General features: G+C 51.8%; 22 protein-coding genes and 1 pseudogene. 12 read left to right on the top strand and 11 right to left on the bottom strand.

Annotation, left to right across the window (positions count from 1 at the left end; genetic code table 11):
* Nucleotides 1-13 precede the first annotated feature (13 nt).
* Nucleotides 14-739 carry an SDR family oxidoreductase gene (locus KUE00_RS09865; protein WP_246759656.1) on the top strand — a complete coding sequence of 242 codons (726 nt, stop codon included), beginning with the start codon at nt 14-16 and terminating at the stop codon, nt 737-739.
* 103 nt (nt 740-842) lie between these two features.
* Here KUE00_RS09865 and KUE00_RS09860 read toward each other — a convergent pair whose 3' ends face one another.
* Complete coding sequence (locus tag KUE00_RS09860; RefSeq protein WP_246759655.1) at nt 843-2,777, bottom strand: exoribonuclease II; 1,935 nt, start codon at nt 2,775-2,777, stop codon at nt 843-845.
* 382 nt (nt 2,778-3,159) lie between these two features.
* Between KUE00_RS09860 and KUE00_RS09855 the strand changes: the two genes are divergently transcribed.
* Together KUE00_RS09855 and KUE00_RS09850 are read left to right on the top strand one after the other, a co-directional pair.
* Nucleotides 3,160-3,375, top strand: a complete 216-nt coding sequence (locus KUE00_RS09855) for a hypothetical protein (protein WP_246759653.1) — start codon at nt 3,160-3,162, stop codon at nt 3,373-3,375.
* Between the two features lie 3 nt (nt 3,376-3,378).
* Nucleotides 3,379-4,218, top strand: a complete 840-nt coding sequence (locus KUE00_RS09850; RefSeq protein WP_246759652.1) for a hypothetical protein — start codon at nt 3,379-3,381, stop codon at nt 4,216-4,218.
* 68 nt (nt 4,219-4,286) lie between these two features.
* On the opposite strand, the gene KUE00_RS09845 is transcribed toward KUE00_RS09850, so the two are convergent.
* Entirely contained in the window at nt 4,287-6,593 is a 2,307-nt protein-coding gene (locus KUE00_RS09845) for an FdhF/YdeP family oxidoreductase (protein ID WP_246759651.1), read from the bottom strand.
* Nucleotides 6,594-6,877: 284 nt separating this feature from the next.
* Here KUE00_RS09845 and KUE00_RS09840 point away from each other — a divergent pair, with 284 nt between their 5' ends.
* From KUE00_RS09840 to KUE00_RS09820, 5 genes are all read left to right on the top strand, one after another.
* Nucleotides 6,878-8,422, top strand: coding sequence for a PTS transporter subunit EIIC (locus KUE00_RS09840; protein ID WP_281434569.1), 1,545 nt, complete (start codon nt 6,878-6,880; stop codon nt 8,420-8,422).
* A gap of 324 nt (nt 8,423-8,746) precedes the next feature.
* Complete coding sequence (locus KUE00_RS09835) at nt 8,747-8,914, top strand: con-10 family general stress protein (RefSeq protein ID WP_246759649.1); 168 nt, start codon at nt 8,747-8,749, stop codon at nt 8,912-8,914.
* A gap of 401 nt (nt 8,915-9,315) precedes the next feature.
* Nucleotides 9,316-10,002: a DJ-1/PfpI family protein gene (locus KUE00_RS09830; RefSeq protein WP_246759648.1), complete on the top strand. Its 687-nt coding sequence runs from the start codon at nt 9,316-9,318 to the stop codon at nt 10,000-10,002.
* Nucleotides 10,003-10,240: 238 nt separating this feature from the next.
* Nucleotides 10,241-11,884, top strand: coding sequence for a methyl-accepting chemotaxis protein (locus KUE00_RS09825; RefSeq protein ID WP_246759647.1), 1,644 nt, complete (start codon nt 10,241-10,243; stop codon nt 11,882-11,884).
* 311 nt (nt 11,885-12,195) lie between these two features.
* Nucleotides 12,196-13,095: a LysR family transcriptional regulator gene (locus tag KUE00_RS09820; protein WP_246759645.1), complete on the top strand. Its 900-nt coding sequence runs from the start codon at nt 12,196-12,198 to the stop codon at nt 13,093-13,095.
* Between the two features lie 73 nt (nt 13,096-13,168).
* On the opposite strand, the gene KUE00_RS09815 is transcribed toward KUE00_RS09820, so the two are convergent.
* The 4 genes from KUE00_RS09815 to sapC all read right to left on the bottom strand — a co-directional run bounded on the left by KUE00_RS09815 (nt 13,169) and on the right by sapC (nt 17,166).
* Entirely contained in the window at nt 13,169-14,308 is a 1,140-nt protein-coding gene (locus tag KUE00_RS09815; RefSeq protein ID WP_246759644.1) for a CMD domain-containing protein, read from the bottom strand.
* Between the two features lie 168 nt (nt 14,309-14,476).
* A complete protein-coding gene (sapF, locus tag KUE00_RS09810; protein WP_343215884.1) occupies nt 14,477-15,280 on the bottom strand; it encodes a putrescine export ABC transporter ATP-binding protein SapF in 804 nt (267 codons plus the stop codon).
* Between the two features lie 2 nt (nt 15,281-15,282).
* Entirely contained in the window at nt 15,283-16,275 is a 993-nt protein-coding gene (gene sapD / locus KUE00_RS09805; protein ID WP_246759643.1) for a putrescine export ABC transporter ATP-binding protein SapD, read from the bottom strand.
* Nucleotides 16,276-17,166 carry a putrescine export ABC transporter permease SapC gene (sapC, locus tag KUE00_RS09800; RefSeq protein WP_246759642.1) on the bottom strand — a complete coding sequence of 297 codons (891 nt, stop codon included), beginning with the start codon at nt 17,164-17,166 and terminating at the stop codon, nt 16,276-16,278.
* Between the two features lie 602 nt (nt 17,167-17,768).
* Between sapC and KUE00_RS09795 the strand changes: the two genes are divergently transcribed.
* Complete coding sequence (locus KUE00_RS09795) at nt 17,769-18,449, top strand: type 1 glutamine amidotransferase domain-containing protein (protein ID WP_246759641.1); 681 nt, start codon at nt 17,769-17,771, stop codon at nt 18,447-18,449.
* Nucleotides 18,450-18,670: 221 nt separating this feature from the next.
* Nucleotides 18,671-19,276 carry a TetR/AcrR family transcriptional regulator gene (locus KUE00_RS09790; RefSeq protein WP_246759640.1) on the top strand — a complete coding sequence of 202 codons (606 nt, stop codon included), beginning with the start codon at nt 18,671-18,673 and terminating at the stop codon, nt 19,274-19,276.
* Here the strand turns inward: KUE00_RS09790 and KUE00_RS09785 are convergent.
* The 3 genes and pseudogenes from KUE00_RS09785 to KUE00_RS09775 form a co-directional block, all read right to left on the bottom strand.
* Nucleotides 19,264-19,474: pseudogene (locus KUE00_RS09785) on the bottom strand (peptide ABC transporter permease); the annotation flags it as partial. The gene KUE00_RS09790 and the pseudogene KUE00_RS09785 overlap by 13 nt on opposite strands.
* Before the next feature lie 31 nt (nt 19,475-19,505).
* Complete coding sequence (locus KUE00_RS09780) at nt 19,506-19,985, bottom strand: YqhG/Tai3 family protein (RefSeq protein ID WP_246759638.1); 480 nt, start codon at nt 19,983-19,985, stop codon at nt 19,506-19,508.
* Nucleotides 19,985-20,353, bottom strand: a complete 369-nt coding sequence (locus KUE00_RS09775; RefSeq protein WP_246759637.1) for a hypothetical protein — start codon at nt 20,351-20,353, stop codon at nt 19,985-19,987. Before KUE00_RS09775 ends, KUE00_RS09780 begins: the two co-directional genes overlap by 1 nt.
* Nucleotides 20,354-20,957: 604 nt before the next feature.
* Between KUE00_RS09775 and KUE00_RS09770 the strand changes: the two genes are divergently transcribed.
* Nucleotides 20,958-21,329 (top strand): hypothetical protein, encoded by a 372-nt coding sequence (locus KUE00_RS09770; RefSeq protein WP_246759636.1) that lies wholly within the window; start codon nt 20,958-20,960, stop codon nt 21,327-21,329.
* 59 nt (nt 21,330-21,388) lie between these two features.
* Here the strand turns inward: KUE00_RS09770 and sapB are convergent, their stop codons facing one another.
* Nucleotides 21,389-22,354 carry a putrescine export ABC transporter permease SapB gene (gene sapB / locus KUE00_RS09765; RefSeq protein ID WP_246759634.1) on the bottom strand — a complete coding sequence of 322 codons (966 nt, stop codon included), beginning with the start codon at nt 22,352-22,354 and terminating at the stop codon, nt 21,389-21,391.
* A 2-nt stretch (nt 22,355-22,356) separates the two neighbouring features.
* Nucleotides 22,357-23,976 (bottom strand): ABC transporter substrate-binding protein SapA, encoded by a 1,620-nt coding sequence (gene sapA / locus KUE00_RS09760; protein WP_246759632.1) that lies wholly within the window; start codon nt 23,974-23,976, stop codon nt 22,357-22,359.
* 352 nt (nt 23,977-24,328) lie between these two features.
* Between sapA and KUE00_RS21850 the strand changes: the two genes are divergently transcribed.
* Entirely contained in the window at nt 24,329-24,457 is a 129-nt protein-coding gene (locus KUE00_RS21850) for a hypothetical protein (protein WP_281434553.1), read from the top strand.
* Nucleotides 24,458-24,466 lie beyond the last annotated feature (9 nt).

The raw sequence follows: 24,466 nt of genomic DNA, 5'->3' as shown, positions 1-24,466 counted from the left end.
CGTGGAGACTGAAATGAGCAAAAAAAATGTTGTCATCACCGGCGCAAACAAAAGCATCGGCTTTGAAACGGCCCGGCAGCTGGGGCAGCTGGGCTACCGTATCTGGCTGGGAAGCCGCGATGAAGGCCGTGGCCGCGCTGCGGTAGCCAGCCTGACGGCGGAAAACATCGATGCCCGGCTGGTGGTGGTGGATGTTACGCAGGATAACAGCGTGAGGGCAGCGGCTGAGCGTATCCTGAACGAAGATGGCCGGCTGGACGTTTTGATTAACAACGCCGGTATTTCGGGCGCACAGCCCGTATTGCCCAGCAGGCAAAGCATTGCGGATATTCAAAGCGTTTACGAAACGAACGTCTTCGGCGCAATACGCATGACCCAAACCTTTCTGCCGCTGCTTAAAGCGGCTGGCGATGCCCATGTCGTCATGGTCAGCAGCGGCTTAGGTTCGCTAAGCTGGGTTACCGATCTGACGCATCCTTATGCCAAAGTTGAGGCAATGGGCTACACCAGTTCGAAAACGGCCCTGAACGCGGTTACCGTCGCCTTTGCTAAAGAGCTGGCACCGTTTGGCATCAGCGTTAACGCTGTCGATCCCGGCTATACCGCAACCGATTTTAACGGGCACACAGGCTACAGAACCGTTGCCCAGGCCGCGGCGGGTATCGTCTGGCTGCTGGAGCCTGAACATGCTGCGGGCACTGCCGGGTTTTATTTTGACGGCGAGCGTGCGCCCTGGTGACAATTTACTGTCGGGACGAAGGTAAAAGGGGAAAGCGAAGGGGGATTAAGAACGTGACGAGGGAAGAGGACAGGCGGGAAAGGGCTCCCGCCTGTTTAAGCTATCAGGCTACCGGACGCGCCACGATGCTGCGGGTTTCCATACGAACTTCCGCAATAGTGACTTCGATCTGGTCGGTGACGCGGTACACCACTTCACCTTTGATCTGCACGGTGCCGTTTTCCTGACTACACACCAGCTCATCACGCACCGCATGAATGAATGGCGCAGGGATAAAGGCGACGGCGCCGTTATCGGTCAGGCGAACACGCATACCGCCGCGAGAGACGTCAATGACTTCTGCCGCAAAACGCTGGTCGGTGCCGGCCGCTTTCTCCAGAAAACGGGAGTAGAGCCAGTCGCCCACGTCACGCTCTGCCATACGGTTCAGACGGCGACGCTCGCTCATCTTCACGGTAATCTCGTCCTGCGGACGCGTGGCCGCTTCGCCTTTGATCATCGCTTTCAGCAGGCGATGGTTAATCATATCGCCATACTTACGGATCGGTGAGGTCCAGGTCGCATAGGCTTCCAGTCCCAGACCAAAGTGCGGGCCTGGCTCAATGCCGATTTCGGCAAAGGACTGGAAACGGCGAATGCGGCTGTCGAGGAACTGGGTCGGCTGCGCGTCCAGCTCGCGACGCAGCACGCGGAAGCCTTCCAGCGTTGCGATGGCCTGCGGGTCGACCTTCACGCCGTGGTTTTCCAGCACGCTGGCGGCCTGTTCAGCATTCACCAGGTCAAAACCGTGATGAATGTTGTAGATACCAAAGCCCAGCTTGTCACGCAGCACGGTGGCGGCGCAGATATTGGCGGTGATCATCGCTTCTTCAACGATGCGGTTAGCGATGCGGCGATGCTCGGCAATAATATCCAGCACTTCGCCTTTCTCGCCCAGCAGGAAGCGGAAGTCCGGACGATCCTTAAAGACCAGCGCATGGGTTTTACGCCATTCGCTGCGCGCCAGGCACAGCTGGTGCAGCAGGCGGATCTGCTCAGCAATCGCTTCGCTTTCCGGCTGCCACCCGCCGCTGTTTTCCAGCCAGTCAGAAACGTTGTCGTAGGCCAGTTTGGCTTTAGACTCGATCCAGGCCGCAAAAAACTGGGTATCTTCGCCCAGCGTGCCGTCGGCTGCCACGGTTACGCGACAGGCCAGCACCGGACGACGCTCGTTTGGTCGCAGCGAGCAGACATTGTCAGACAGCTCGCGGGGCAGCATCGGGATATTAAAGCCCGGCAGATAATTGGTAAACGAACGCTCGGCGGCGATAGCATCCAGCTCGCTGTCAGCAGCGACAAAGGCGGTAGGATCGGCGATAGCGATGGTCAGACGAAGCTGGCCTTCCGGCAGCGCTTCAACGTAGAGCGCATCGTCCATATCTTCAGTGCTGGCGCTGTCGATAGTGACAAAATCCAGTCCGGTCAGATCTTCCCGTTCCAGCTGCTCATCCAGCATTTCGCCGGTAGCCGCCTGCGGCGCTTCACGTTCCAGGTTATGACGAGAAAGCGTGACCCACCACGGCGCCAGATGGTCGTCAGCGTTGGTGATAAACGTGGTCAGCTCGGCATAGAAAGTGCGGTCGCCTTTCAGCGGATGGCGTTTCATCTCCGCTACGGCCCAGTCGCCAGCCTGAAAATCATGCTTGCAGTTACGATCAGGACGGCACTGGATAGCGTCTTTCAGCAGCGGATGATCGGGAACGATGGAAAGACGGTCGTCTTTCTTTTGCACGCGGCCCACAAAACGCGTCAGAAAAGGCTCAACGAGTTTTTCCGGATCGGCGACTTCACGATCCTTATCGGTTTGCAGCACCGCAATAATACGGTCGCCGTGCATGACTTTTTTCATAAACGGCGGCGGAATAAAATAGCTTTTCTGTGCATCGACTTCCAGAAAGCCGAAGCCTTTTTCGGTGCCTTTTACCACACCTTCAACACGCGGCGTCTGGGAGTGGAGTTTCTCTTTGAGCTGCGCGAGCAGCGGGTTATCCTGGAACATAATCTCAACGTTTTCGTGGCCTAAGAGCGGCAGACAGTTTTACGCGATTAACCGTCTCGCGGCAAGTAAAAAGCCGGATTGGGGAATCGGGATAAACAGCGTTAAAAGCTTTTGGCGCTCTGTGATAAGGGTTACAATTTATCAGGGTAAAAAGCCGGAAGCGTGAAGGCAGCAAAAGCAAAACGTGCCTCCGGCAGGGCGGCTTTGGCAAAAAGGGTTGCCTGAGCTGCTGCTTTATTATACACAATGGAGCAGCAGGCCAGCCTGTAGCCGGTTGTGATGTTCTATACTTTAGAAAAAACGGTCCGGCTCTCTTATTCCGGGACTGATTTAAAAGGATTTTTTAAATCTTGTACTACGTTATAAAAGCAGGGAGGTTTTTATGTCCGTGGCGCATAAATTATATGGTACAACAGCAATGTTTAGCTCAAAAGAAAGATTAACCAAGGCTTTGAAAGATAACCGTAACAACTACACCATCAGCCGGGATGGTTACGTTTCTCTTAATATGAATAACGCCGACGTTGTCAAAGCGCTTGAAGAGCAGATCAAAAAAATGGCTAACATACAGGAAGAGCCGCAGCGACAACGGAACTAGCTGATGAACACTATCATCGTGGCGATTGTGCTGATTAGCGGCTACCTGTTTGTGACGCAGTCCGTTCCCTCCAGATATATCTTTAAGCGTTCCGCAGGCTGGGACGCTTATTTTTATGTGGCGGCCTGGGGCGTGCTTTTTACTATTTCCGCCTGGCTGATTTGCTCGGCGCTGAGCATTGTTGGTGCCTTCCGCTGGAGCTATAGCTTTCTTCTGTCCCACGGTATTATTGACAAAACGATACTGACCCGCGTTTTTCCTCTCTCTCCGGCGCTGGAATTTAAGTTTGCTGATTTAAAGTTCGCCTTCTTTGGTATTATCTCGATGCTGCTGGCGTGGTGTGTGGGCAGGCTGAAGCAGTGGTGGGTATACAGAAAAGAAGATCGCTGGATTGATGCGCTAGTAAAAGCCGTCCATCACGATCCGCTTGAAAGCCTGCTGATTGAAGCCGCCGTACGAAACTTTCCCGTTATTATCACTCTTAAATCCCGTAAATTTTATGTCGGCATCGTTGAATGTCCCCGCTTTGAACACGGCAAGGCCGATTTTTTGCAGTTGCTGCCTCTGTTAAGCGGCTATCGCAAAGAAGATACGCTGACTATTCACGTCACGACTAACTATAAGCGGCACTATATTGATAACGGCATTATCGGTGGCGTTAGCGGTTCTGCCGTTACGCTGGATGATTTCAGAACGCTTATTCCTAAAGAGGAAGTAGAAGGGATATCGTTATTTGATACGGATACCTATACAAAATTCAAAGAAAAAGAAAAGGAAGATAGCGCCCGCAGCGATACGTTAACTCCTTCTCCCACCGACGCGGAACCCGCCGATAAAAATTGAAGATGAGTTTGTTAAAAGCGAAAAGCCGGGATTGCTCCCGGCTTAGTTTACTCTGACCGCGTTGTTAATCAGGCGATGCGCAGGCCTGCTTTCGCTTCGGACAGGGTGATTTTTACCGGTACGGATTTTGACGTTGGCGTACCGCTGCCGTCACCAAAGCTGGAAAGGGGAACCAGCGGGTTCGTTTCCGGATAGTAAGCCGCCAGGTTGCCTTGTGGAATGTTGTAAGGCACCAGCTTAAAGTCGGTAACTTTACGTGTGATCCCATCGTTCCACAGCGTTTCAATATCCACGTTGTCGCCCGCAGAAAGGCCCAGCTTCGCCATGTCATCCGGATGGATAAACAGCACTTCGCGCTGGCCGTACACGCCACGGTAACGGTCATCGAGGCCGTAAATCGTGGTGTTGTACTGGTCGTGTGAACGCAGCGTTTGCAGCGTAAACGGCACTTCCACATCCAGCTGCGGGAACAGCGAGTCCGGCAGGCTGGCGGCGCTGAACTGCGCTTTGTTGTTTAACGTATTGAAACGGAACTCCGCCGCCGCGTTGCCCAGATAGAAACCACCTTTGATTTCACACTTCGCATTAAAATCGGCAAAGCCCGGAATGGTTGCGGCGATATGGTCACGGATCAAATTGTAATCCGCTGCCAGGCCCAGCCAGTCCACTTTCTCTGAACCCAGTACGGCGTGCGCGATACCGGCAACGATAGCCGTTTCAGAACGCTGAGTATCAGCAATAGGTTTACCCACGCCTTCAGAGGCGTGAACCATGCTGAACGAGTCTTCTACGGTAATAAACTGCGGACCGCTGGCCTGAATATCCTGTTCGGTACGACCCAGCGTTGGCAGGATCAGCGCATCTTTCGCGCCGGGGCACAGGTGGCTACGGTTCAGCTTGGTGCTGATCTGCACGGTCAGGCCACAGCGCCTTAACGCTTCTTCGGTACGCGGGCTATCAGGCGCAGCAGCGGCAAGGTTACCACCCAGCGCAATCAGCACCTTGATTTCATCGCGCAGCATCGCTTCCAGCGCTTCTACGGTGTTATGACCGATTTCGCGCGGCGGCTCAAAGCCAAAGTGGCTGCCCAGGCTGTCGAGAAAAGCTTTAGATGGCTTTTCATCGATACCCATGGTGCGGTTACCCTGAACGTTACTGTGTCCGCGCACCGGGCAAAGGCCTGCGCCTTTTTTACCCAGCTGGCCAAACAGCAGCTGCAGGTTAACGATTTCACGCACGGTATCCACAGAGTGTTTATGCTGCGTAACGCCCATTGCCCAGGTACAGATTACACGTTCTGCGCTCTGGTAGATGGCGGCGGCTTCGCGGATCTGCTGCTCGGTCAGGCCAGACTGCTGCACAATGTGCGACCATTCCGTAGCGGCAACGGCGGCAAGGTATGCCTCCATCCCCTCGGTTTTTGCATTAATAAAGACTTCGTCAAACAGGCCCGGCTCACCGGCGGCAATGCGCGCAAAGTGGGTTTCCGCCAGCGTTTTTACCATACCGCGCACCGCTGCCATATCACCGCCTAAATTTGGCTGATAATAGGTAGAGCTGATGGTGCCCGCTTTGCTGGTCACCACTTCCAGCGGTTTTTGAGGATCGGCAAAGCGTTCCAGACCGCGTTCGCGCAGGGTATTAAAGGTAACAATTTTTGCGCCGTGATCGGCAGCATGACGCAGGCTGTGCAGCATGCGTGGGTGGTTAGTGCCCGGGTTCTGTCCGAAAACGAAAATGGCATCTGCATGATCAAAGTCATCCAGACGGATAGTGCCTTTACCTACGCCAATGCTGCGCTTCAGGCCGGTACCGCTGGCTTCGTGGCACATATTAGAGCAGTCAGGGAAGTTGTTGCTGCCGTTCATGCGGCCAAACAGCTGGTAAAGCCAGGAGGCTTCGTTACTGGCGCGACCAGAGGTGTAAAGCTCCATCTGGTCAGGGTTGTCCATCGCTTTGATATGGCTGGCGATCAGGGCAAACGCATCGTCCCAGCTAATCGGCTCATAATGGTCGGTTTCGCGGTTATAGCGCAGCGGCTCGGTCAGGCGACCCTGGTATTCCAGGAAGTAATCGCTCTGCTTATAAAGTGCAGAAACGCTATGTTGTGCAAAAAAGCCGGCATCAATAAAACGGCGCGTCGCTTCCCAGGTCACGGCCTTGGCGCCGTTCTCACAGAAGCTAAACGTACTTTTATTATCATCGCCCCAGGCGCAGCCGGGACAGTCAAAGCCTTTTGCCTTGTTCATGCGCATCAGGTTGCGCATATTTTTCAGAACTTGCTTGCTGTCAAAAACGAAGCGGGTCGTTGCTTCCAGGGATCCCCAGCCGCCCGCCGCCGCCTGGTAGGGTTTGATTGCAGTTTTAAATTTCATATTGCTTCGCAGGTGATGTGAATGTTTTTGTCTTGTTAAGAAGTTATTGCTTCTTTTATCGGCACAGTCTGTGACTTCTTAAAAAAATTGTCTAATTGATTACTTTAATCATGCGATAGCTCTGGTTTATCGCTAAAGCGTGAGCTAAATCAAAGAACAGAATGGAACAGGGCAGTCATGCCTCACGGGCCTGCCGTGATGGCTAATAATGAGGTTTTCCGTCCACGATGGAGCCGCCCGTGAAAGAGTTCGTCAGCCTTATCCACGCCTTCGGCAAAGCTCTGATGATGCCCATCTCCGTCATTGCCGCTGCCGGTATTTTTCTTGGCGTGGCGGCGGCCATGCAAAACCCGGCTATCACCGGCGAAGCTTTTGCCAGCCTTCACGTACCACAGCTGATTATCGGTTTTATTCGCAAGGTCGCTGGCGCGCTGTTTGCCAATCTGCCGCTCTTTTTTGCCGTCGCCAGCGCAACGGGACTGGCGAAAGCAGAGAAGCCGACCGCCGCCTTTGCCGCCGTGATTGGTTTTATCGCTATGCACGTTGGCGTCAGCGCCACGCTTGCGGCTCAGGGATTGACGGCGATGACCACCACCCCAGAAGCCTTGCAGGCCAAAGGCATGGCGCAAACGGCCGCCATGATGACTTCGGCGGAATATATCCAGATGCTGGGCATTTTTACCTATAACATGAGCGTGCTGGGGGGCGTCATTGCAGGTCTGGTTACCGTGGCAATCCATAATCGCTGCTATACCACCCAGTTACCCACGGCTATCAGCTTCTTTGGTGGACGACGTTTTGTACCCATAGTCACCGTACTGGTGTTGCCGCTGGTGGGTGTACTCCTGGCTGCAATCTGGCCAACCGTGGGAGCAGGTATCGCCTGGGTTGGCGAGTTGATCGGCAAAAGCGGTCAGTATGGCGCTTTTCTGTATGGTGCCAGCGAAAGACTGCTTATCCCTACGGGCTTGCATCATATCCTCAACGAAACGGTGCGTTTTACGCCGATCGGCGGGATCGCCACGGTCGATAACCAGACCATTGTTGGCGCACTCAATATTTTTAATACCGCGCTCACGCATCCTGGTTCAGTACCGGATGCCATTATTCGCAACGCCACGCAGTTTCTGGCTCAGGGCAAGATTCCGGTAATGATGTTTGGCCTGCCTGCCGCAGCGCTGGCGATCTACCACTGTGCCAGGCCAGAGCATAAGCAGCGCGTGAAAGCGTTGATGATGGCCGGTGCGCTCACCTCTTTTACTACCGGTATTACGGAGCCGCTGGAGTTCTGCTTTATCTTCGTTTCGCCCGTACTTTATTTACTGCACGCTTTTCTCAGCGGCCTCTCGTTTATGTTGATGTCCATGCTGCATCTGATGATTGGCAATATTCAGGGCGGCGCTATCGATCTGGTGGTCTTTGGGATTCTGGGCGGCAGCAGGACGCAGTGGTGGTGGACGCTGGTGCTGGGCGCAATCTATGTACCGGTTTACTATTATGGCTTTCGCTTTGTGATTTTACGCATGCGCGTAGAAACCCCGGGCAGGGAAGCGGAAGAGGTAGAGACGGAAAAAGCGGTTGCGGCTGATGAACGTGTCCGCGTCATTATCAGCGGGCTGGGTGGAAAAGAAAATATTGAGGATGTTGACTGCTGCTTCACCCGTTTACGCGTGCGGGTAAAAGAGATGAAGGAAGTTGTCGACCAGACGTTAATGACCACCGGTGCTAATGGCATCAACCACGTCAGCGATCGCGATATCCAGGTTATTTACGGCCCGCAGGTCGAGAAGATTGCCATTGAGGTTAAAGCCGCGCTAGGGATGGGGTAAACGGCAAACCCTGTTATTTTACAGGGTATATCGCTTTGTCGGGATAATAAAATTCATCACGATAAACATCATTATATAAGCGGAAAATAAATTTTACATTTACGGCTTCGCTTATTTTTCTGTGTGGCGCGCTAACGCCTTGATATTTCCTTCAGTAAAGGTGAGGGTGGATTTTTATTAAAAAAAATAAGGCCGGTTTCTTGAAAATAAGCTGAGCCTGGCTATAGTTATTCATGCACGACGTTCACCGGCGTTCGGTAAAAAAGCGTTAACCGAGCTACAGATTATCCGGTGAGAAATTTGATACACGAAGAGGAAGCTATTATGACTCAGCATCGTGGAAATTCCGGCAACTTTGCCGAAGATCGTGAAAAAGCATCAGAAGCAGGTAAAAAAGGCGGACAGAGTAGCGGCAGCGGCAGTTTTAAAAATGACCGCGAAAAGGCCTCTGAAGCTGGCAAAAAGGGCGGGCAGTCAAGCCGCCGCAGCTAGCGCGCTTTATACGGGAACAGAGTGATTTCATCTGCCCGGTAAAGTAAATTACCATTGCTGAACATAACGGGTAATTGTTTTTCGTAATTATGCCGTTACTAAACCCGCTTTCCTCTGTGCCAGGAACGGCGGGTTTTTTTATGTGGCTGATTAAATGTATCGTTGGGCATTTTATAACGGCAACAGACCAGTACTATCATTGGGCGGCAGGGCGCTATTTAATAGCAACAGAGGCAATAAAACTCATATCGCGATTGATAGTTTCTGATGGTGATTTATTTTTGGCTATTCCGCCGCTTTTTCCCTTTCATTACCCTCACTCTCGCAATTAACCCACTTTAAAGCTTGTTTCTACCTGAAAATTCTGACAAAAGTAATGTTTTAAACTTGCGGATTAAACAATGAGCGCTTCCTCAGTTTCAATTGGCCTGTTACTTTTCCCCGGTCTTACCCAGCTCGATTTAACGGGTCCCTTCGAAGTTTTCGCGCGCGCGCCAGCTGCCGAGGTGCATCTTATCTGGAAAACACTTGATCCAGTGGTTTCGGATCGGGGAATGGCCATCTTGCCTACGGCAACTTTTGCTACCTGCCCGGCGCTGGACGTCATCTGCGTTCCGGGAGGGCCGGGACAAATTGCATTAATGGAGGATGCAGAAACGCTGACGTTTATTCGTCAGAAAAGCGAGCAGGCCAGCCTGATTACCTCTGTTTGTACCGGTTCGCTGATATTGGGAGCCGCAGGGTTATTGCAGGGGTATCGGGCTACCAGCCACTGGGCTTCACTCGATCAGCTTGCTCTGTTAGGGGCGCAGCCGGTTAGTGAACGAGTGGTACAGGATAGCAATCGTATAACGGGCGCAGGGGTAACGTCCGGTATCGATTTTGCCCTGAGCGTTGTCGCTGCGCTCTATGGCAGTGAAACTGCACAAAATATCCAGCTGCATATGGAGTACGATCCCGCTCCGCCTTTTTCCTGCGGTTCGCCCCGGCAGGCGTCGCCAGAACAGCTGCAACAGGCGAAAGCTCAGGCCGCGCCTTTTATTGCCCGAAGGTTAGAGGCAACCCTGAAAGCAGCGCAAAAATTGTAAAAGGTGTAACCGTACTGTGCAAAAGTAGCTGGACCGAATAAACAAAAGTCTCATCAGCTATCGATAAAAGCGGTACGCAAAAAATAATAAACCAGCATAAATAAGCAGTTGCATCACCCGATCGAAAAACGTAGAAAAGCAGGGCTTAAAGCTAAATTTTTATACGCGCAGGCCGATAACCTTAGGCGAAGAACAGGGGTACTATTTTTTCATAAAAATTGTCGGGTCTGAGGTATACATGACTATCACGCAGCGTTTATTTTCAACATTTACCTTATTAGTTATGGCGTTATGTACGCTGTCTGTTGTCTCTTTAACGATCATATCCGGTTTTCAATCCCGCTTTGAATATGTGCAAAACAACTCTATTCCCAGCATCAAGGATCTGAATAAATCACTAAGCGCAGCAAATAACTTAGGATTGTCTCTTTACAAGTATCAGTCAGTGACGGATGACACCCAGTACCCGGCCATCGAATTAAAAATCAATGCCGTTCTGGATGATTTAAAAAAATCAGCCGACAATTATATGGCAAACGATATTTCTAATGATGAAGATCGTGGCATGACAGAGCAGATATATCACGATATTGATGCAATCCGTGCCTCGCTACCTGATTTTCTCAGCGCCGCACGTGTTCATAATAATAGTTTGTCGAACTCCCTGCTGCAGGGTGATGCGGGGATTGGTAAGAATGGCCGTAAATTAACGGACGACTTAAATAAGCAGATTGAATTTAATGTTAATATTGGCGATAACCTGAAGCTGATTAACGAAAGTATCTATAAGAAAACCATCTGGACCATGTCGATAGCTATCGCCTTCATTATTATTATTTTGAGCTTCTTTACCATTAAAACGATATTGAATATCAGAAAAAGCTTGTCCAGCATGGAAAGAACGATGATCGCTGCCAGCGAAACGCTGGATCTTACCTGTCTGGCAGATGAAAGCCGTGCCGACGAGGTGGGTAAAACCGCCGCAGCTTTTAATAAGCTGTTAGCTAAATTCTCCGAAACCTTGTCTGCGGTACACAGTTCTTCACTGTCGGTCAGCGCGGGTTCGTCGCAGATTGCAGCAGGGAACGAAGACCTGTCTTCTCGTACGGAAGAGCAGGCAGCATCTCTTGAACAAACTTCAGCCAGCATGGCCACTTTAAGTGACGCGGTTAAAACCAACTCCTCCAGCGCCAGCCGGGCAAGCGATTTAGCTGACAATGCCAATAAGCTGTCTGCTGAAAACGGCAGATCGGTGAAAGAGATGCTGTTAACGATGGAAGATATCCGCACCAGTTCCGGAAAAATTTCTGAAATAACGGGCTTGATTGAAGGTATTTCATTCCAGACAAATATTTTGGCACTCAATGCCGCAGTAGAAGCTGCCAGAGCCGGTGAGCACGGACGTGGTTTTGCCGTTGTGGCAAGCGAAGTGCGTAATCTTGCCCAGCGATCTTCGTCAGCCGCGAAAGAAATTAAAGAACTGATCGTTGCCTCTGTGCAACACGTTGAAAGCGGTACGCTGCAGGCGGCAAACGTGGGTGAAAATACAGAGAAAGTGACAAGCTCAATTAATCAGGTCGCGACCATCGTTAATGAAATTGCCACTTCTGCCGCCGAGCAAAGCCGCGGGATTGAGCAGGTGCATCTGGCTATGGGGCAAATGGATGAAGTGACCCAGCAGAACGCCGCGCTGGTCGAGGAAGCTTCATCGGCATCCCGATCTTTACAAGGGCAGGCGGAGACGCTCAGCGCGCTGGTATCCGCGTTTAAGCTAAGTTCAGAATCAGGCAGTAAAAAGAGCGATCGCTTTGTTAAGCAGCCCGTCACGCGTCTCCAGCCGCAGGAAGCAGTCAGCGCGGCAGGAAACTGGGAAAGTTTTTAATCTCTGACGACTATTGCCTCCGGAATCGGGGGCAATAAGTATTAAAAAGTTCTATAGTAGCTGAGTAAAAAAGCCTGCGGAAAACCCTGAGCAGTACGGCAACTCGGCTCTTTAACCCACCTTGTCCTGCCTTTTGTATAGTCATAACGCATTCATTACTAAGTATAATGTGTGAAATCTGGCACGATATCACTCTTCATCCGCAAAGCGGCAGCGCGCCTGGCAGGTAGATTTTTATTTAGTACATCATTAAGTACACACCATCCGGTTTGGCCGCGATCCACAAAGTCAATACATTGAAAAATAAGAAAATGGATATAAAACAGCTTATTTACCTGTGCAATCTTGAACGCGAACGCCATTTTGGTCGTGCGGCGGAGGCCAGCTTTGTCAGCCAGCCGACGCTCTCTATGCGCCTGAAAAATCTGGAGCGCGAGCTGGGATTATCGTTAATTAATCGCAGCAATAATTTTGACGGTTTTACCCCTGAAGGCGAACGCGTATTGACGTGGGCGCGAGAAATCGTTTCGGTATATCAAGGGCTCAAGCTGGAGGTCGAATCGCTTAAGCATGGCGTCTCCGGCACGCTGCGTATTGGCGTGGTGCCGCAATGTAGCATCTCTTTGACGGTAGTACTGAAGGGCATTCAGGAACGCTATCCGCAGCTTGACTATCGCGTCTCTGTACTGAGCGCCGATCAGCTACTGGATGCGCTTAATAGCTATACGGTGGACGTCGGCATCGGTTTCTTTGAGCTGGCCACGCTACGCGAACTGCATTTTCAGGCCGAGCTACTGCAGGATGGCGGGGTTGAAGTGGTCTTTCATCCCGATCATTTTCCTCAGCTGGCGGGGGATGAACCGCTTGAGCTGAATGCACTCACTGAGATCCCTTTTTGCCTGGCAGAGCAAACGCGTTACTTCCGGCGCTATCTGGACAGCCATTTCCGCGAAGCCGGTATCCATTTACGGGTAATTCTGGAAACAACTTCTGTTTTCCTGCTGACCCAGGGCGCACAGGTCGGTTTAGGCTGCCTGATTTCGCCGCGAGGGCATTTGCTCCCTTCCATGACGCCGGAACTGCAGGCACGTCCGCTGGCGATTGCACCAATGACGCGTCAGGCCGCTGTGGTTATTGCTGAACCGGGGCGGGCCACGCCGCTGGCGCAGCACTTTTTTGACGAGGTGCGCCGCTGGTTAAGTCAGCGGTGAACTGGCTCTGTTATCTTCAGGCCTGAGGGGAAACGGGCCAGGCAGTTTCTCCGCAAGCCTGCGCGACGTGCGTTTAACCTGTGCCGAGCGACTGCATCAGCCGGTTGTTCCAGGCCGCCAGGGCCGTACTGAAAATAACGTTGAAAATTTGCGGCTGCGAAAAGCCTGCTTCCGTCAGCGGCTGTAAATGGGCTGCGCTAAAACGCTCCGGCGAACGGGTGAGCTGCGCCGCTGCCTGAATAATAGCTTTATCCTTTGCAGAAGCCGACGCGGCCGCTTCTTCAATCCCCGCCTGCAACAAATCGCGCAGCTTCTCTGGCGCATAGCGATAAAAGCAAACCGGGCTGCCGTTAATGCGGGCGGCGACAGCGGCGGCAAGCTGGCCTTCCGGCGAGGTAATTTTCCCTTCAAGTTCGTTAATCAGCTTGCTCCAGCCATACAGCGCATCGCCATCGTGTGCCAACAGCCAGGCGCTTTCGCTCACCGCTCGCTGCGGCTGGCAAAAGGTTAAGGCTTCCAGCTGGCTGTCAGAGGCATAGCGCAGTTCAACCGCCGACAGTCTGGGGCGCCAGGCCGGCCGCCGTGCAAAGCAAAGCGCTTCTGCATCCGGCGGGATAGTTACGCCGGGTATCCAGCGTACCGGCAGGCCGAGCAGCGCATGGATGCCAGCCGCCACGCGCGCCTGGTAACAGACAAAGCCGATGACCTGGCTAAAGGTAATAATATCGGGGGCGGTCAGGCCTGCTTCATCCAGTCTTTGCAGCGCCGCTTCGTCAATCAGCGTCGGCTGGGTAGCCAGCTGGCGAGCATACTCGGTAATTTGCGTGAGGCGACGATTGCTTTCCCGCGACGAGTCCGGGCCGCTTAAAGGATTCAGGCGAGCGGCATAATGGTTGCACAGCCGCTGCACGCCGGTCACCTGCGCTACGGTCAGCGCGGTGCTGAGCCGGTCGTACAGCGTTAGCGTATGCGTTAAAGAGGTAACAAGATCCTGAGGAAAAAACAGCTGGTAAAGATCTCTGGAGGCCAGCAACGCAGGCTGGGCGGCCTGGAGCGTTTCGTGCAGATCATTTTTGCACAGCGCTGCCAGGCCCAGTAAAAAGCGATCTTCAATTTCGGCGGCCTCGGGAACCAGCGGCTGTGCCTGAGTGGCACGGGTAGACTGTGTTTCGTGATACCAGTGGCTGTGGCTTTCTGGCCGACGCTGTTCCATAGTCATTCCTTCTAGTATTAGCTGTGCTTATCCTCGCGCAAGCTAAAAGGCAGACCAAAGACCAATAGGTGCTAATAAATAGCATAAAAGCATAAAGAGAGGGAGTTCAGCGTATTATGTGGAATAACCGCTTATTCATGGCAGAATAAACGGTCTGGGGAGAAGGATTTACCGGTCTTTGCGCCATGCGTCGGCGGTCAGCGCTTCGCCAAAGTGGCTGTTAATCAGCCGTTTGGTTAAATCGTGCAGCGGAGAAGCCAGCACGTCGGCGGTACTGCCGCGCTCAACCACCTCGCCCTGGTGCATCACGATAACCTGATCGCTGATGTGCTTCATCATGCCCAGATGCTGCGTCACGTAGATATAAGCAATACCGTGCTTATCCTGTAGCTCCAGCATCAGATTGATCAGCTGCGAGCGCATTGACATATCCAGCGAGGCCAGCGCTTCGTCGGCAACGATCACTTTCGGCTGTAAAATCAGCGCGCGCGCCAGGCCTACACGCTGTTTCTGTCCCGGTGCCAGCATATGCGGATAATAAGCGGCGTGGTCGCGTAGCAATCCAACCTGGCGCAGGGTGGCGATAATGCGTTTTTCCCGCTCTTTAGCGGAAAGATCTGTATTCAGCCGCAGCGGGAAATCCAGAATTTGCCCAATACGCTGGCGCGGATTAAGCGAGGTAGAAGGGTCCTGAAAGATCATGCGAATGCGCTGGCTGCGGTAGCCGTAATCGCCATATTCCAGCGGATGGTCGTCGATTAAAATATTGCCCGCGCTCGGCGCAACCATGCCGCTAAGCATTTTAGCCAGCGTTGATTTCCCGGACCCGTTTTCACCAATAATCGCCAGCGTTTGCTTTTCCCGCAGCGTAAAGCTGACTTCCTTTACCGCTTCCACATGCTGTCGCCGGAAAAGGCCGGTGCGGTAGCGGTAGGTTTTACTGAGGTTACGCACTTCCAGCAGCGTTTCTATCATCACTGGCTCTCCATATTGAGCGGGAAATGACAGGCAAACAGATGTGATTTGCTACCGGTCAGACGGGGCGTTTCAATACACTTTTTCTGTGCATAGGGACAGCGCGGCCCCAGCCGACAGCCTATAGGCAAATGCTCCAGCGAAGGGATAGCGCCGGGCAGCGTGTTCAGGCGGCTTTTATGCGGCAGCGAACGGCCAAAATCGGGCATGGCCCTGATGAGCGCCTGGGTGTAAGGATGATGCGGCGTACTAATCAGATCTTCACTAAGCGCCGTTTCAACAGTTTGTCCGCAATACATTACGTTGATGCGGTTTGCCCAGTGGCTTAGCATCTGCAGGTCGTGGCTAATCAGCAAAATAGTCGTGTTGTTGTTCTGGTTAAGGCGTGAAAGCAGGCGGAATATTTGCGCCTGGGTAGTCGGCTCCATCGCATTGGTCGGCTCATCGGCAATCAACAGCCGCGGCTGGTTGGCCAGCGCAATCGCGATCATCACTTTCTGGCATTCGCCTTCAGTCAGCTCGTAAGGAAAGCTGCGCATAATATCTTTATGATCTTTAATCCCGACGCGGTGTAACAGCTCGATAGCACGGCGATGCCGCCAGCGAAAGCGCTGATACCAGCGGCCTTTCCAGGTCCAGCGGGGGATAGCCTGCCGGAGCTGTTTGCCAATGCTTTCGGAAGGATCCAGACAAGACTGCGGTTCCTGAAAAATCATTGAGACATTATGACCGACCAGCTTGCGTCTTTCGCGCGGTGAAAGCTTTAGCAGGTCGATATCGTCAAAGCGCATACGATCGGCCGTCACGCGCCAGTTTTCTTTGGTGACGCCACAAATGGCTTTGGCAATCAGGCTCTTGCCGGAACCAGACTCGCCAACCAGCCCGCGGACCTCGCCTTCGCTCAGTGTAATACTGACGCGATCGACTGCTTTTACCGGCCCGTCGGCAGTCATAAATTCAATGGTCAGGTTACGTATATCGAGCAGCGGCATTTATTCAACTCCCGCAACAATGGCCCGGCGAATGCCGTCACCTAACAAATTAACAATCAGGACGCTAAGCATGATGGCCGCGCCGGGCAGCATGACAGTCCAGGGCGCGACGTAAATCAGTTCCAGCGCATCGCCAAGCATGGCTCCCCATTCAGGAGAAGGCAACTGCGCGCCAAGATCCAGAAAACCCAGCGCGGCGATATCCAGAATGGCCATTGACAGCGCGCGGGTGAACTCCGATACCAGCAGCGCCAGGATATTGGGGAAAATGGCATAGCGCAGAATATTCATGCTGCTGGCCCCATCCAGTCGGGCGGCGGTTACATACTCTTTTTCCAGTTCATCGTGCACGGCAGTATAAACAGAACGCACCAGGCGAGGAATAATGGCCAGGAAAACCGCAAGCCAGGCGTGGCTGAGTCCCGGCCCAAAAAACGCTACCACAATAATCGCCAGCAGCAGCGAGGGGATGGAAAGAAACGTATCCAGAATATGATTCATAACGGCAGAACGCAGCCCGCGAGTCAGACCGGCAAAAACACCCAATATCATGGCGCACAACGAGGCCAGCAGGGTAATAACCAGAGCCGAACCTACCGTAGGTGCCGCGCCACTCAGCAGCCTGCTCAGTAAATCGCGGCCTAAATCGTCCGTGCCGAGGAAAAAGGAAACGTCACCGTATCGGGACCAGGAGGGCGGCAACAGCTGGTAGCCTAAAAACTGCTGGTCAAGATTATAGGGAGCCAGCAGTCGACCAAAAAGACACAGCAAAATCAGCGCGATAAAAGTGTAAAAGCCGATCATGGCGGACGTGTCGCGATAGAACAGCCGCCAGGCATTGCGAAACGTGCTGGGTAGCCGTTTTTCGGCGTAGATATTATCGGAGGGCATACGATATCGCTTTGTGTTGTTTTAGTGTGTTTAGAGTCACTTCACAATTTACCATATTATCAGTGATTTAATCTCTTTTTGTGTGCCGGAAAGGTACAACCTTACCACTTAGCATAGGCGATTATCCTTCGATAACGCGGTCTCAGGCAAGGAAACGCGGGCAGCAATTTCGAGCCTGGGTTAATGAAGGTTACGATTTGACCTAAGAAGTCATTCAGGACAGATAAAAAGCAGGGAAGATTATGCAGGAATACCCTTGTGATGACACTATGTCCGCGTTTAAGCAGCGTGGGACGGGAACAGGGCAGCAGCGCGAGGAAAAGTCAGGTGCACAAAATTTTATTGCCTTGCTTGTAGACGACCGGTCTATTAGGTGCTAGCTTAAATACTGAGTTAGCGCATAGCTGATAGCAAAGCAGATAACCTGACACGAATCTGGAATGCTGGTAAAAGTAATTTTACATCAACAGGCTCTTTATCAGCCGCACAGGGCACGGGAAAACAGAAAGGCGTTATATAAACCGACAGTAGGTCGACTTTTTTTATAAGATTTATAGTCGACCGGTCTAATATAAATCAATGATACAGGCAGGAGTAAAACGATGAAGATCCTTATGGTACTGACCTCACACGATCGACTGGGTGACACCGGCCGTAAAACAGGTTTCTGGCTTGAAGAACTGGCCGCGCCTTATTATGTCTTTAAAGATGCGGGCGCAGAGATCGTGCTGGCCTCGCCGCAGGGTGGAAATCCGCCGCTTGACCCGAAAAGTAACGAACCCGATTTCCAGACCGCACTCACACATCGCTTTGAGGCAGATACGGCGGCAGTAGCACAACTGGCTGCCACCGTTCGACTCGACACTGTTTCACAGGCTGATTTTGACGCCGTTTTCTATCCTGGCGGCCACGGCCCGCTATGGGATCTGGCGGAAGATAAGCACTCTGTCGCTCTGATTGAAGCTTTTATCGCTGCCGAAAAACCCGTTGCGTTTGTTTGTCATGCGCCAGGCGTTTTGCGCCATGTAAAAACACAGGAAGGCAAAGCACTGGTAGAAGGCCGTAAGGTCACCGGATTTACTAACTCGGAAGAGGAAGCAGTAGGGCTGACTCAGGTGGTGCCGTTTCTGGTAGAAGATGAGCTGATTGCAAAAGGCGGTCTTTATTCAAAAGGCCCTGACTGGAGTTCATACGTGGTCACCGATGGTCAGCTTATTACAGGCCAAAACCCGACCTCTTCTGCGGCTACGGCCGAGCAGTTACTGCATAAACTGGCTCAATAAATCATGCCTGAACCTCTGAGGTGGCGATAAATTCGCTGCCTCAGCTTTGATAATCCGCACCATTAGAGCGCTGCCTTGACAGAGGCAGAATGAGAATATTTAAAGCTCACAATCTTAATAAGCTTTTTTTCTTTCTGTAAGCTGCATCTGACGCTCTTCCTGAGGGCATTGCCACACGCCATTTCGTAGACGACTGGTCTGTTTGTTGATAGAGTAAGCGAATGAAAACAGTGACGCAGCAGCACAACCAGCAAACTCGCGAACATCTTCTTGCCACGGGCCAGCGCATCATGGCGGGCAAAGGGTTTTCGGCGGTCGGTCTGAAAGAAATTCTGGATGAGTCCGACGTGCCTAAAGGGTCATTTTATTACTATTTCACTTCAAAAGAAGCTTTTGGCGTTGCGATGCTGGAAAGCTATTTCGATGCCTATCTTGCTGAACTTGATGAAACGCTCAACCAGTCAGGGATTAGCTATGCCCAAAGGCTAATAAACTACTGGCGTAACTGGCAGGAGTCGCAATCCTTCTACGATTGCCAGGGCAAGTGTCTTGCCGTCAAGCTGGGCGCTGAGGTAGCTGACCTGTCCGACAAGATGCGCGTGACGCTGATGCGCGGCACCGCAGGTATTATTTCTCGTCTGGCTGCTGCGCTTAAAGCTGGTGCTGCAGAAGGGTCGTTAACGCTTGAAAATGAAGCGGAAGAGGTGGCTGAAAGCCTTTACCAGCTCTGGATGGGGGCAAGCGTAATGGTAAAAATCGTTCGGACGACCGCGCCATTTGATTCTGCACTGAAAACGACACGGCAAATTCTGCACCTTTCCCGGTAAGCATCCTTATGCTTAAGCGGCGTTGTCAGCGCACCCAGAATATCGGCCAGTACGTTTACGGTAATCACCAGGCTCCCGACCATCATCACGCCTGGGGAGATCGCCGCGTAATCCTGTTGTCGAATAGCATCTACCAGCCAGCAGCCTGAGCCAGCTAAAAACCACTTCCGTGATCATGGCCAGCATTAGCATTGTTGCCCGGAATGGCGATAATGCTACGCCAGGGTTATTAAGGCGCCAGAACAGAGTCATCAAATATGGGTGACTCATAATTGTTTGTCACGTCACGAACCCGATAAATTTTCCAGTGACTATCTTCATTCTTCATAAATACTTCGAGATGAAGTTTTTTACCGTCCTCAATCCCCAAAAAAACCTCCACGACTTCTTCGCCCCCGGGTGCAGGTTTTGCATCTTCAATTTTAAGAGCGGGGATCCAGGAGGGATCATAATCCTGAGAATAAGTGAAATAATCGGCTTCCAGCACCTCTTGCTCCGGTAGTTGCCGAATTTGGTTGAGTCGTTTAATAGTGTCAGCAGCGACATATTTGCGAAGCAGCGCGGGTGAGTAAGCACCGTCACTATTGCTGGACAAAGCTGTCAAATAGGCTTTGTAAAACGCTTCCGCCTGTGCCCTGGCATCCTGTCCGGCGCTTGCAAAAGCACAGGAAGATATAATAAAGATTACGGTAAACAATAGGGTTCTCATCAGTACATCCTGTAGATTTTAAAAGCTGGGTGCATTCTTCTGTATCCTGGCCCGGGATACATACCGCGTTGTGTAAAATCCGAAATCCATTTTGTGCCATCATACATCGTCATATGCCCACTGGGATTTCCGCCATTATAAGGTTGAATGATGGCAACATCTCCTGCCATTACAGGGAAGGCAGAAGGAACCTCACGGAAGCCGGCACGAAGTAAAATATCGCCGTAGTCTTTAGCATGATGAGTACGCTCTAATTTAATGCCGCCAGCTTCTATGGCCTGTCGGGTATATTTAGCACACTGGCTATGAGACATCTTCAATGCATGCAATCTCAGGTAGTTGACTGCGGCCTGTTTGTTCCATTTCATTAACGCTTCCCTTTTTTACAATAGTTTATTGCAATGAATTGCGTCTGCTGTTTCAGAACTTTATTACTAAAGCACCGGCATATCAATAACATAATTTACTAAATATCAACAAAAACTTGAAAAGCAGAATTTAATTCTGTCCAAAAATTTCTTATCCGGAGTTAAAAATCGGCTTTCAATGCATGTATCTTATAGCGATTTCTGTCCTCTTCAATTCGGATACTTTATGCTTTTTATTTCTGGAGATATGGTTTTTTTTGAGTAGGTGAGATTGCCGCAGTCCGTAGCACTTGTTGTAAGGGTGTACATTTTACATCCAGAGTGATGCATTCTTCGGTGTAGCTCAAGATGATGCTACGTAAGGTATCAGTAACGTCGATACAGTTAACCAGAGGCGGTATATCATTCATAAAATTATCACAAGAAAATCTTAAAGGAAATTCAGGCTAAAGGATTACAGTGCAAGAAAAAGATAAATTAATATTAGGAGAGATATAGAGCCGATTTAACACAAATAATAAATTTTTTATAAAATTTCTTTGTTATTTAACGCTTTAGGATTATTCTTAAATGGTTACTTATTGAAATGTATTAAAGGAAGAAAATGAAAAGGTTGGTCGCTTTAGCTGTATCTTGTGCTCTTTTATCTGGATGCTTACACACTACTCCCATGCCGGTTCAAATCTCGCAGCCTGGCGACGAGATTATGTCATGCCAGTCAATTATCTCAGAGATGGGAAATATGACTAATGAAGTTAAAGAAAGTGACAGCGACCATACTAAACAAGTTGCTACTAACTCAATCCTGGGCGTAACAGGCGTGTTCTTACTTATTCCCCTGTTCTTTATTGATACAAGTGATGCTCATTCTGTCGAGAGCAATGCTGCTAAAACACGCCTGAAAAAACTGAATCAAATTTATTCCGATAAAGGGTGTGCTAAATCTCAACCTCTCGCTTTACAGGTTCCACGATAATACATTCGGCAAAGCTTATTGTAACCCGCGCTAGCGGGTTATTTATTTATAAAAGCCCGCTAGCGCAGCGCATACCATTCCTTATGCTTAAGCGGTGTTGTCAGCGCGCCCAGAATATCGGCCAGCACGTTTACGGTAATCACCAGGCCGCCGACCATCATCACGCCAGCGGAGATGGCCGCGTAATCCTGTTGCCGAATAGCATCGACCAGCCAGCGGCCCAGCCCAGGCCAGCTAAAAACCACTTCCGTAATCATGGCTAGCGTGAGCATGGTAGAAAACTGTAATCCCAGGCGTGGGATAACAGGTGGTAACGCATTATGCAGCACATGGCGGCGAATAACCGCCAGCCTTGAAAGGCCACGCGTTGCCGCTGCCTTAATATAGTTTTGCTCCATAACTTCACGCGTGCTGATACGCAGCAGGCGCACCACCTCTGTAGTGGGCGCAACCGCCAGCGCCGTCACGGGCAAAATCAAATGCAACAGGGCACTTTTCATCATTTCGTTGCGCCAGGGGGAATGGCTAAGCCACGCATCAATCAGGCCGAATCCGGTAACCTGCTTAACCGGATAAAGTAAATCGAAACGGCCGGAAACCGGCAGCCAGCCTAAATCCAGCGAGAAAAAGAGCGTCAGCAGCAGCGCCAGCCAGAAAACCGGCATAGAGAAACCCAACAGCGCCAGCACGCTGATGGTTTTATCCTGCCATTTATTGCGCATCACGCCCGCCGCAATGCCCAGCGGAATCCCTGTTGCCATCGCCAGGCCAAAGGCCAGGATGCAGAGTTCCAGCGTGGCCGGGAAAACCTCCAGCAGCTCTTTTGCAATAGGCTCGCCGTTAATGCTCGAGACGCCAAAATCGAACTGTAGTAATCCCTGATACCAGAATATCAGCGCGTCAGTAAAGGACGCGCCCTGCAGCGGCGCATGCGGCGTAAAATAGCTCAGGCTAAAGCCCACCAGCGTCAGCAGGGCAAGCGTTACCAGCCACAGCACCAGTCTTCTTAAGGTATAAATAATCACGGTTATTTACTCTCCCGATCGCGGTACACACCAGCAAAAGAGGCGTTGCCGAACGGGCTAAGCACCAGCCCGTGAATATCATAACGATAAGCCTGAAGTCGCAGCGAATAGGCCAGTGGCAATACCGGTAACGCCTGCGCCAGCATGCTTTGCGCTCTGGAATAATACTCAATTCGCGATGCCAGCTGTTGTGACAGCAGCGCTTTATGCAGCGTGTCGTCAAACTCCGTATCGCACCAGTGCGCGTAGTTGGTTTGTGAACCAATTGCGGCACAGCTCAGTAACGGGCGGAAAAAGCTGTCTGGATCGTTACTGTCAGTGGCCCAGCCGGTGAGCGTCAGGTCATGATGCATCTCCATCAGGCGCGCTTCCTGAAAACGTCCTTCTACCGGCACAATTTTCACCGTGACGCCGACCTGCGCCAGATCTGCCTGAATCAGTTCGGCGGCCTTAAGCGGGCTGGGGTTCCACGCCTGTGAGGCGGCAGGCACCCATAGCGACAGCTGCAAATCTTCCACCCCCAGCGCTTTAAGCTGCTCGCGCGCTTTCGCAGGATTGTATTCCGTTACGCGGGCCTCATTGTTATAGGCCCAGGAAGCGCGCGGCAGTATTGAGGCCGCCGTTTCCGCCGTACCATAATAAACCGACTCCATTAGCCGCTCGTTGTTAATCGCCAGCGCCAGCGCCTGGCGAACCTCCGGGCGATCCAGAGGCGGCTTACGCGTATTAAAAGCAAGATAGGCAATGTTCATACCGGGTCGCAGCGTCAGCCTTAAGCGCGGGTCGTCACGCAGCACGGAAATCTGGCTGGCGGCCGGATAGGCCAGCACGTCGCACTCTCCCGTCAGCAGCTTGGAAAGTCGTCCGGTGCCGCCTGCGCCCATATCAATAACTACCTGCGACATACGCGGCAGGCCTTTCCAGTAGTCAGGGTTACGTGCAAGGCGAACAAACTGGCCGGCGCGATATTCACTGAGAAGAAAAGGGCCGGTGCCTACGGGCTGACGGTCCAACTGCTCCTGACGATCCTTTTTGGTCAGGTTTGCAGCGTATTCGGCAGAAAGAACCGGCGCGTAGTGCGTCGCCAGATGCCAGAGAAAGGAAGCATCCGGGCCATTCAGGCGGATCTCTACCGTATCGCTGTTAATTTTTTTCACGCTGGTGACGCTGTCGGCAAACTGCAGGCTGTCGAAATAGGGATAGCTGCCGCCGTTCACGTTATGCCAGGCAGATTTACGGTCGAAAACGCGTTGAAAGCTGAACACCACGTCATCAGCATTCATTGAGCGCGTGGGCGTGAACCATGCCGTTTTCTGAAAGGCAACGTTGTGGCGCAGGTGAAAACGATAGGTTGCGCCATTATCCAGCACTTCCCAGCTTTCAGCGAGTTCAGGAATTAATCGATAAGTATAGGGGTCGACATCCAGCAGGCGGTCGTAAAGCTGCGCGGCCAGCGTATCCACCACCAGGCCGCCGCTCGCCATCTGCGGATTAAAGGTTGTCACCGAGCCATTAACGCAATAAACGAATCCGCTCTGGCGAATATCGTCTGGCGCTTTGGCCGCCACCGAAGCGCTAAACAGGCTAAGTGCCACAAGAAAAGTACGGAATAATGTGCGCATAAGTCATCTGAAATATCAGGCAATAGGGTGAGTGTACCGCACTCTGCGGTCACCCCCAAAGTTTGCCGGGACAACTGGCGCTTTTTCATGCTGACGCATCGTCTCGATGACCGCTGTCAGCCTTATGGTTTATGTTAATGGCGCTATCAGGGCCTGATAAGGCGGTTTGCGGAAGAAATCTGCTATCGCCAGGTGTCTGATAAGGCTGTTTGCGGAGGACATCTGCTATTGCGCAAGTGCCTGATAAGGCGGTTTGCGGAAGAAATCGGCTATCGCGTTGCCCGAACAGGCCTGATCTTATTGTGGTAATGAGAATTATTATCAACAAAAAGCTTTACAAGCGAGAGTGCGAATGATTATTATTCTCCTGCGCTTCAACGGTGGCTCTACCGAAGAAGAGCACGACATTGCTCACATTGCTTCCAGTATTTTTAGCCCGCCTTGCGCGGGCTTTTTTTTGCGTCAGAAACGCCGCGTTTGACGATTCTCC

Origin of the sequence: Erwinia phyllosphaerae (genome assembly GCF_019132875.1) — a bacterium.
Taxonomy (GTDB): domain Bacteria; phylum Pseudomonadota; class Gammaproteobacteria; order Enterobacterales; family Enterobacteriaceae; genus Erwinia; species Erwinia phyllosphaerae.
The sequence above is the reverse complement of the archived record's forward strand: the minus strand, read 5'-3'. Positions and strand labels throughout refer to the sequence as shown.

Coding starts and splice junctions, on each gene's coding strand:
- KUE00_RS09820 (WP_246759645.1), top strand. CDS start 12,196: ATGGATATAAAACAGCTTATTTACCTGTGCAATCTTGAACGCGAACGC.
- KUE00_RS09845 (WP_246759651.1), bottom strand. CDS start 6,593: ATGAAATTTAAAACTGCAATCAAACCCTACCAGGCGGCGGCGGGCGGC.
- KUE00_RS09795 (WP_246759641.1), top strand. CDS start 17,769: ATGAAGATCCTTATGGTACTGACCTCACACGATCGACTGGGTGACACC.
- KUE00_RS09780 (WP_246759638.1), bottom strand. CDS start 19,985: ATGAGAACCCTATTGTTTACCGTAATCTTTATTATATCTTCCTGTGCT.
- sapC (WP_246759642.1), bottom strand. CDS start 17,166: ATGCCCTCCGATAATATCTACGCCGAAAAACGGCTACCCAGCACGTTT.
- KUE00_RS09775 (WP_246759637.1), bottom strand. CDS start 20,353: ATGAAATGGAACAAACAGGCCGCAGTCAACTACCTGAGATTGCATGCA.
- KUE00_RS09855 (WP_246759653.1), top strand. CDS start 3,160: ATGTCCGTGGCGCATAAATTATATGGTACAACAGCAATGTTTAGCTCA.
- sapA (WP_246759632.1), bottom strand. CDS start 23,976: ATGCGCACATTATTCCGTACTTTTCTTGTGGCACTTAGCCTGTTTAGC.
- KUE00_RS09815 (WP_246759644.1), bottom strand. CDS start 14,308: ATGGAACAGCGTCGGCCAGAAAGCCACAGCCACTGGTATCACGAAACA.
- KUE00_RS09790 (WP_246759640.1), top strand. CDS start 18,671: ATGAAAACAGTGACGCAGCAGCACAACCAGCAAACTCGCGAACATCTT.
- KUE00_RS09835 (WP_246759649.1), top strand. CDS start 8,747: ATGACTCAGCATCGTGGAAATTCCGGCAACTTTGCCGAAGATCGTGAA.
- KUE00_RS09860 (WP_246759655.1), bottom strand. CDS start 2,777: ATGTTCCAGGATAACCCGCTGCTCGCGCAGCTCAAAGAGAAACTCCAC.
- KUE00_RS09830 (WP_246759648.1), top strand. CDS start 9,316: ATGAGCGCTTCCTCAGTTTCAATTGGCCTGTTACTTTTCCCCGGTCTT.
- KUE00_RS09850 (WP_246759652.1), top strand. CDS start 3,379: ATGAACACTATCATCGTGGCGATTGTGCTGATTAGCGGCTACCTGTTT.
- KUE00_RS09865 (WP_246759656.1), top strand. CDS start 14: ATGAGCAAAAAAAATGTTGTCATCACCGGCGCAAACAAAAGCATCGGC.
- KUE00_RS09840 (WP_281434569.1), top strand. CDS start 6,878: ATGATGCCCATCTCCGTCATTGCCGCTGCCGGTATTTTTCTTGGCGTG.
- KUE00_RS09770 (WP_246759636.1), top strand. CDS start 20,958: ATGAAAAGGTTGGTCGCTTTAGCTGTATCTTGTGCTCTTTTATCTGGA.
- KUE00_RS21850 (WP_281434553.1), top strand. CDS start 24,329: ATGATTATTATTCTCCTGCGCTTCAACGGTGGCTCTACCGAAGAAGAG.
- KUE00_RS09825 (WP_246759647.1), top strand. CDS start 10,241: ATGACTATCACGCAGCGTTTATTTTCAACATTTACCTTATTAGTTATG.
- sapD (WP_246759643.1), bottom strand. CDS start 16,275: ATGCCGCTGCTCGATATACGTAACCTGACCATTGAATTTATGACTGCC.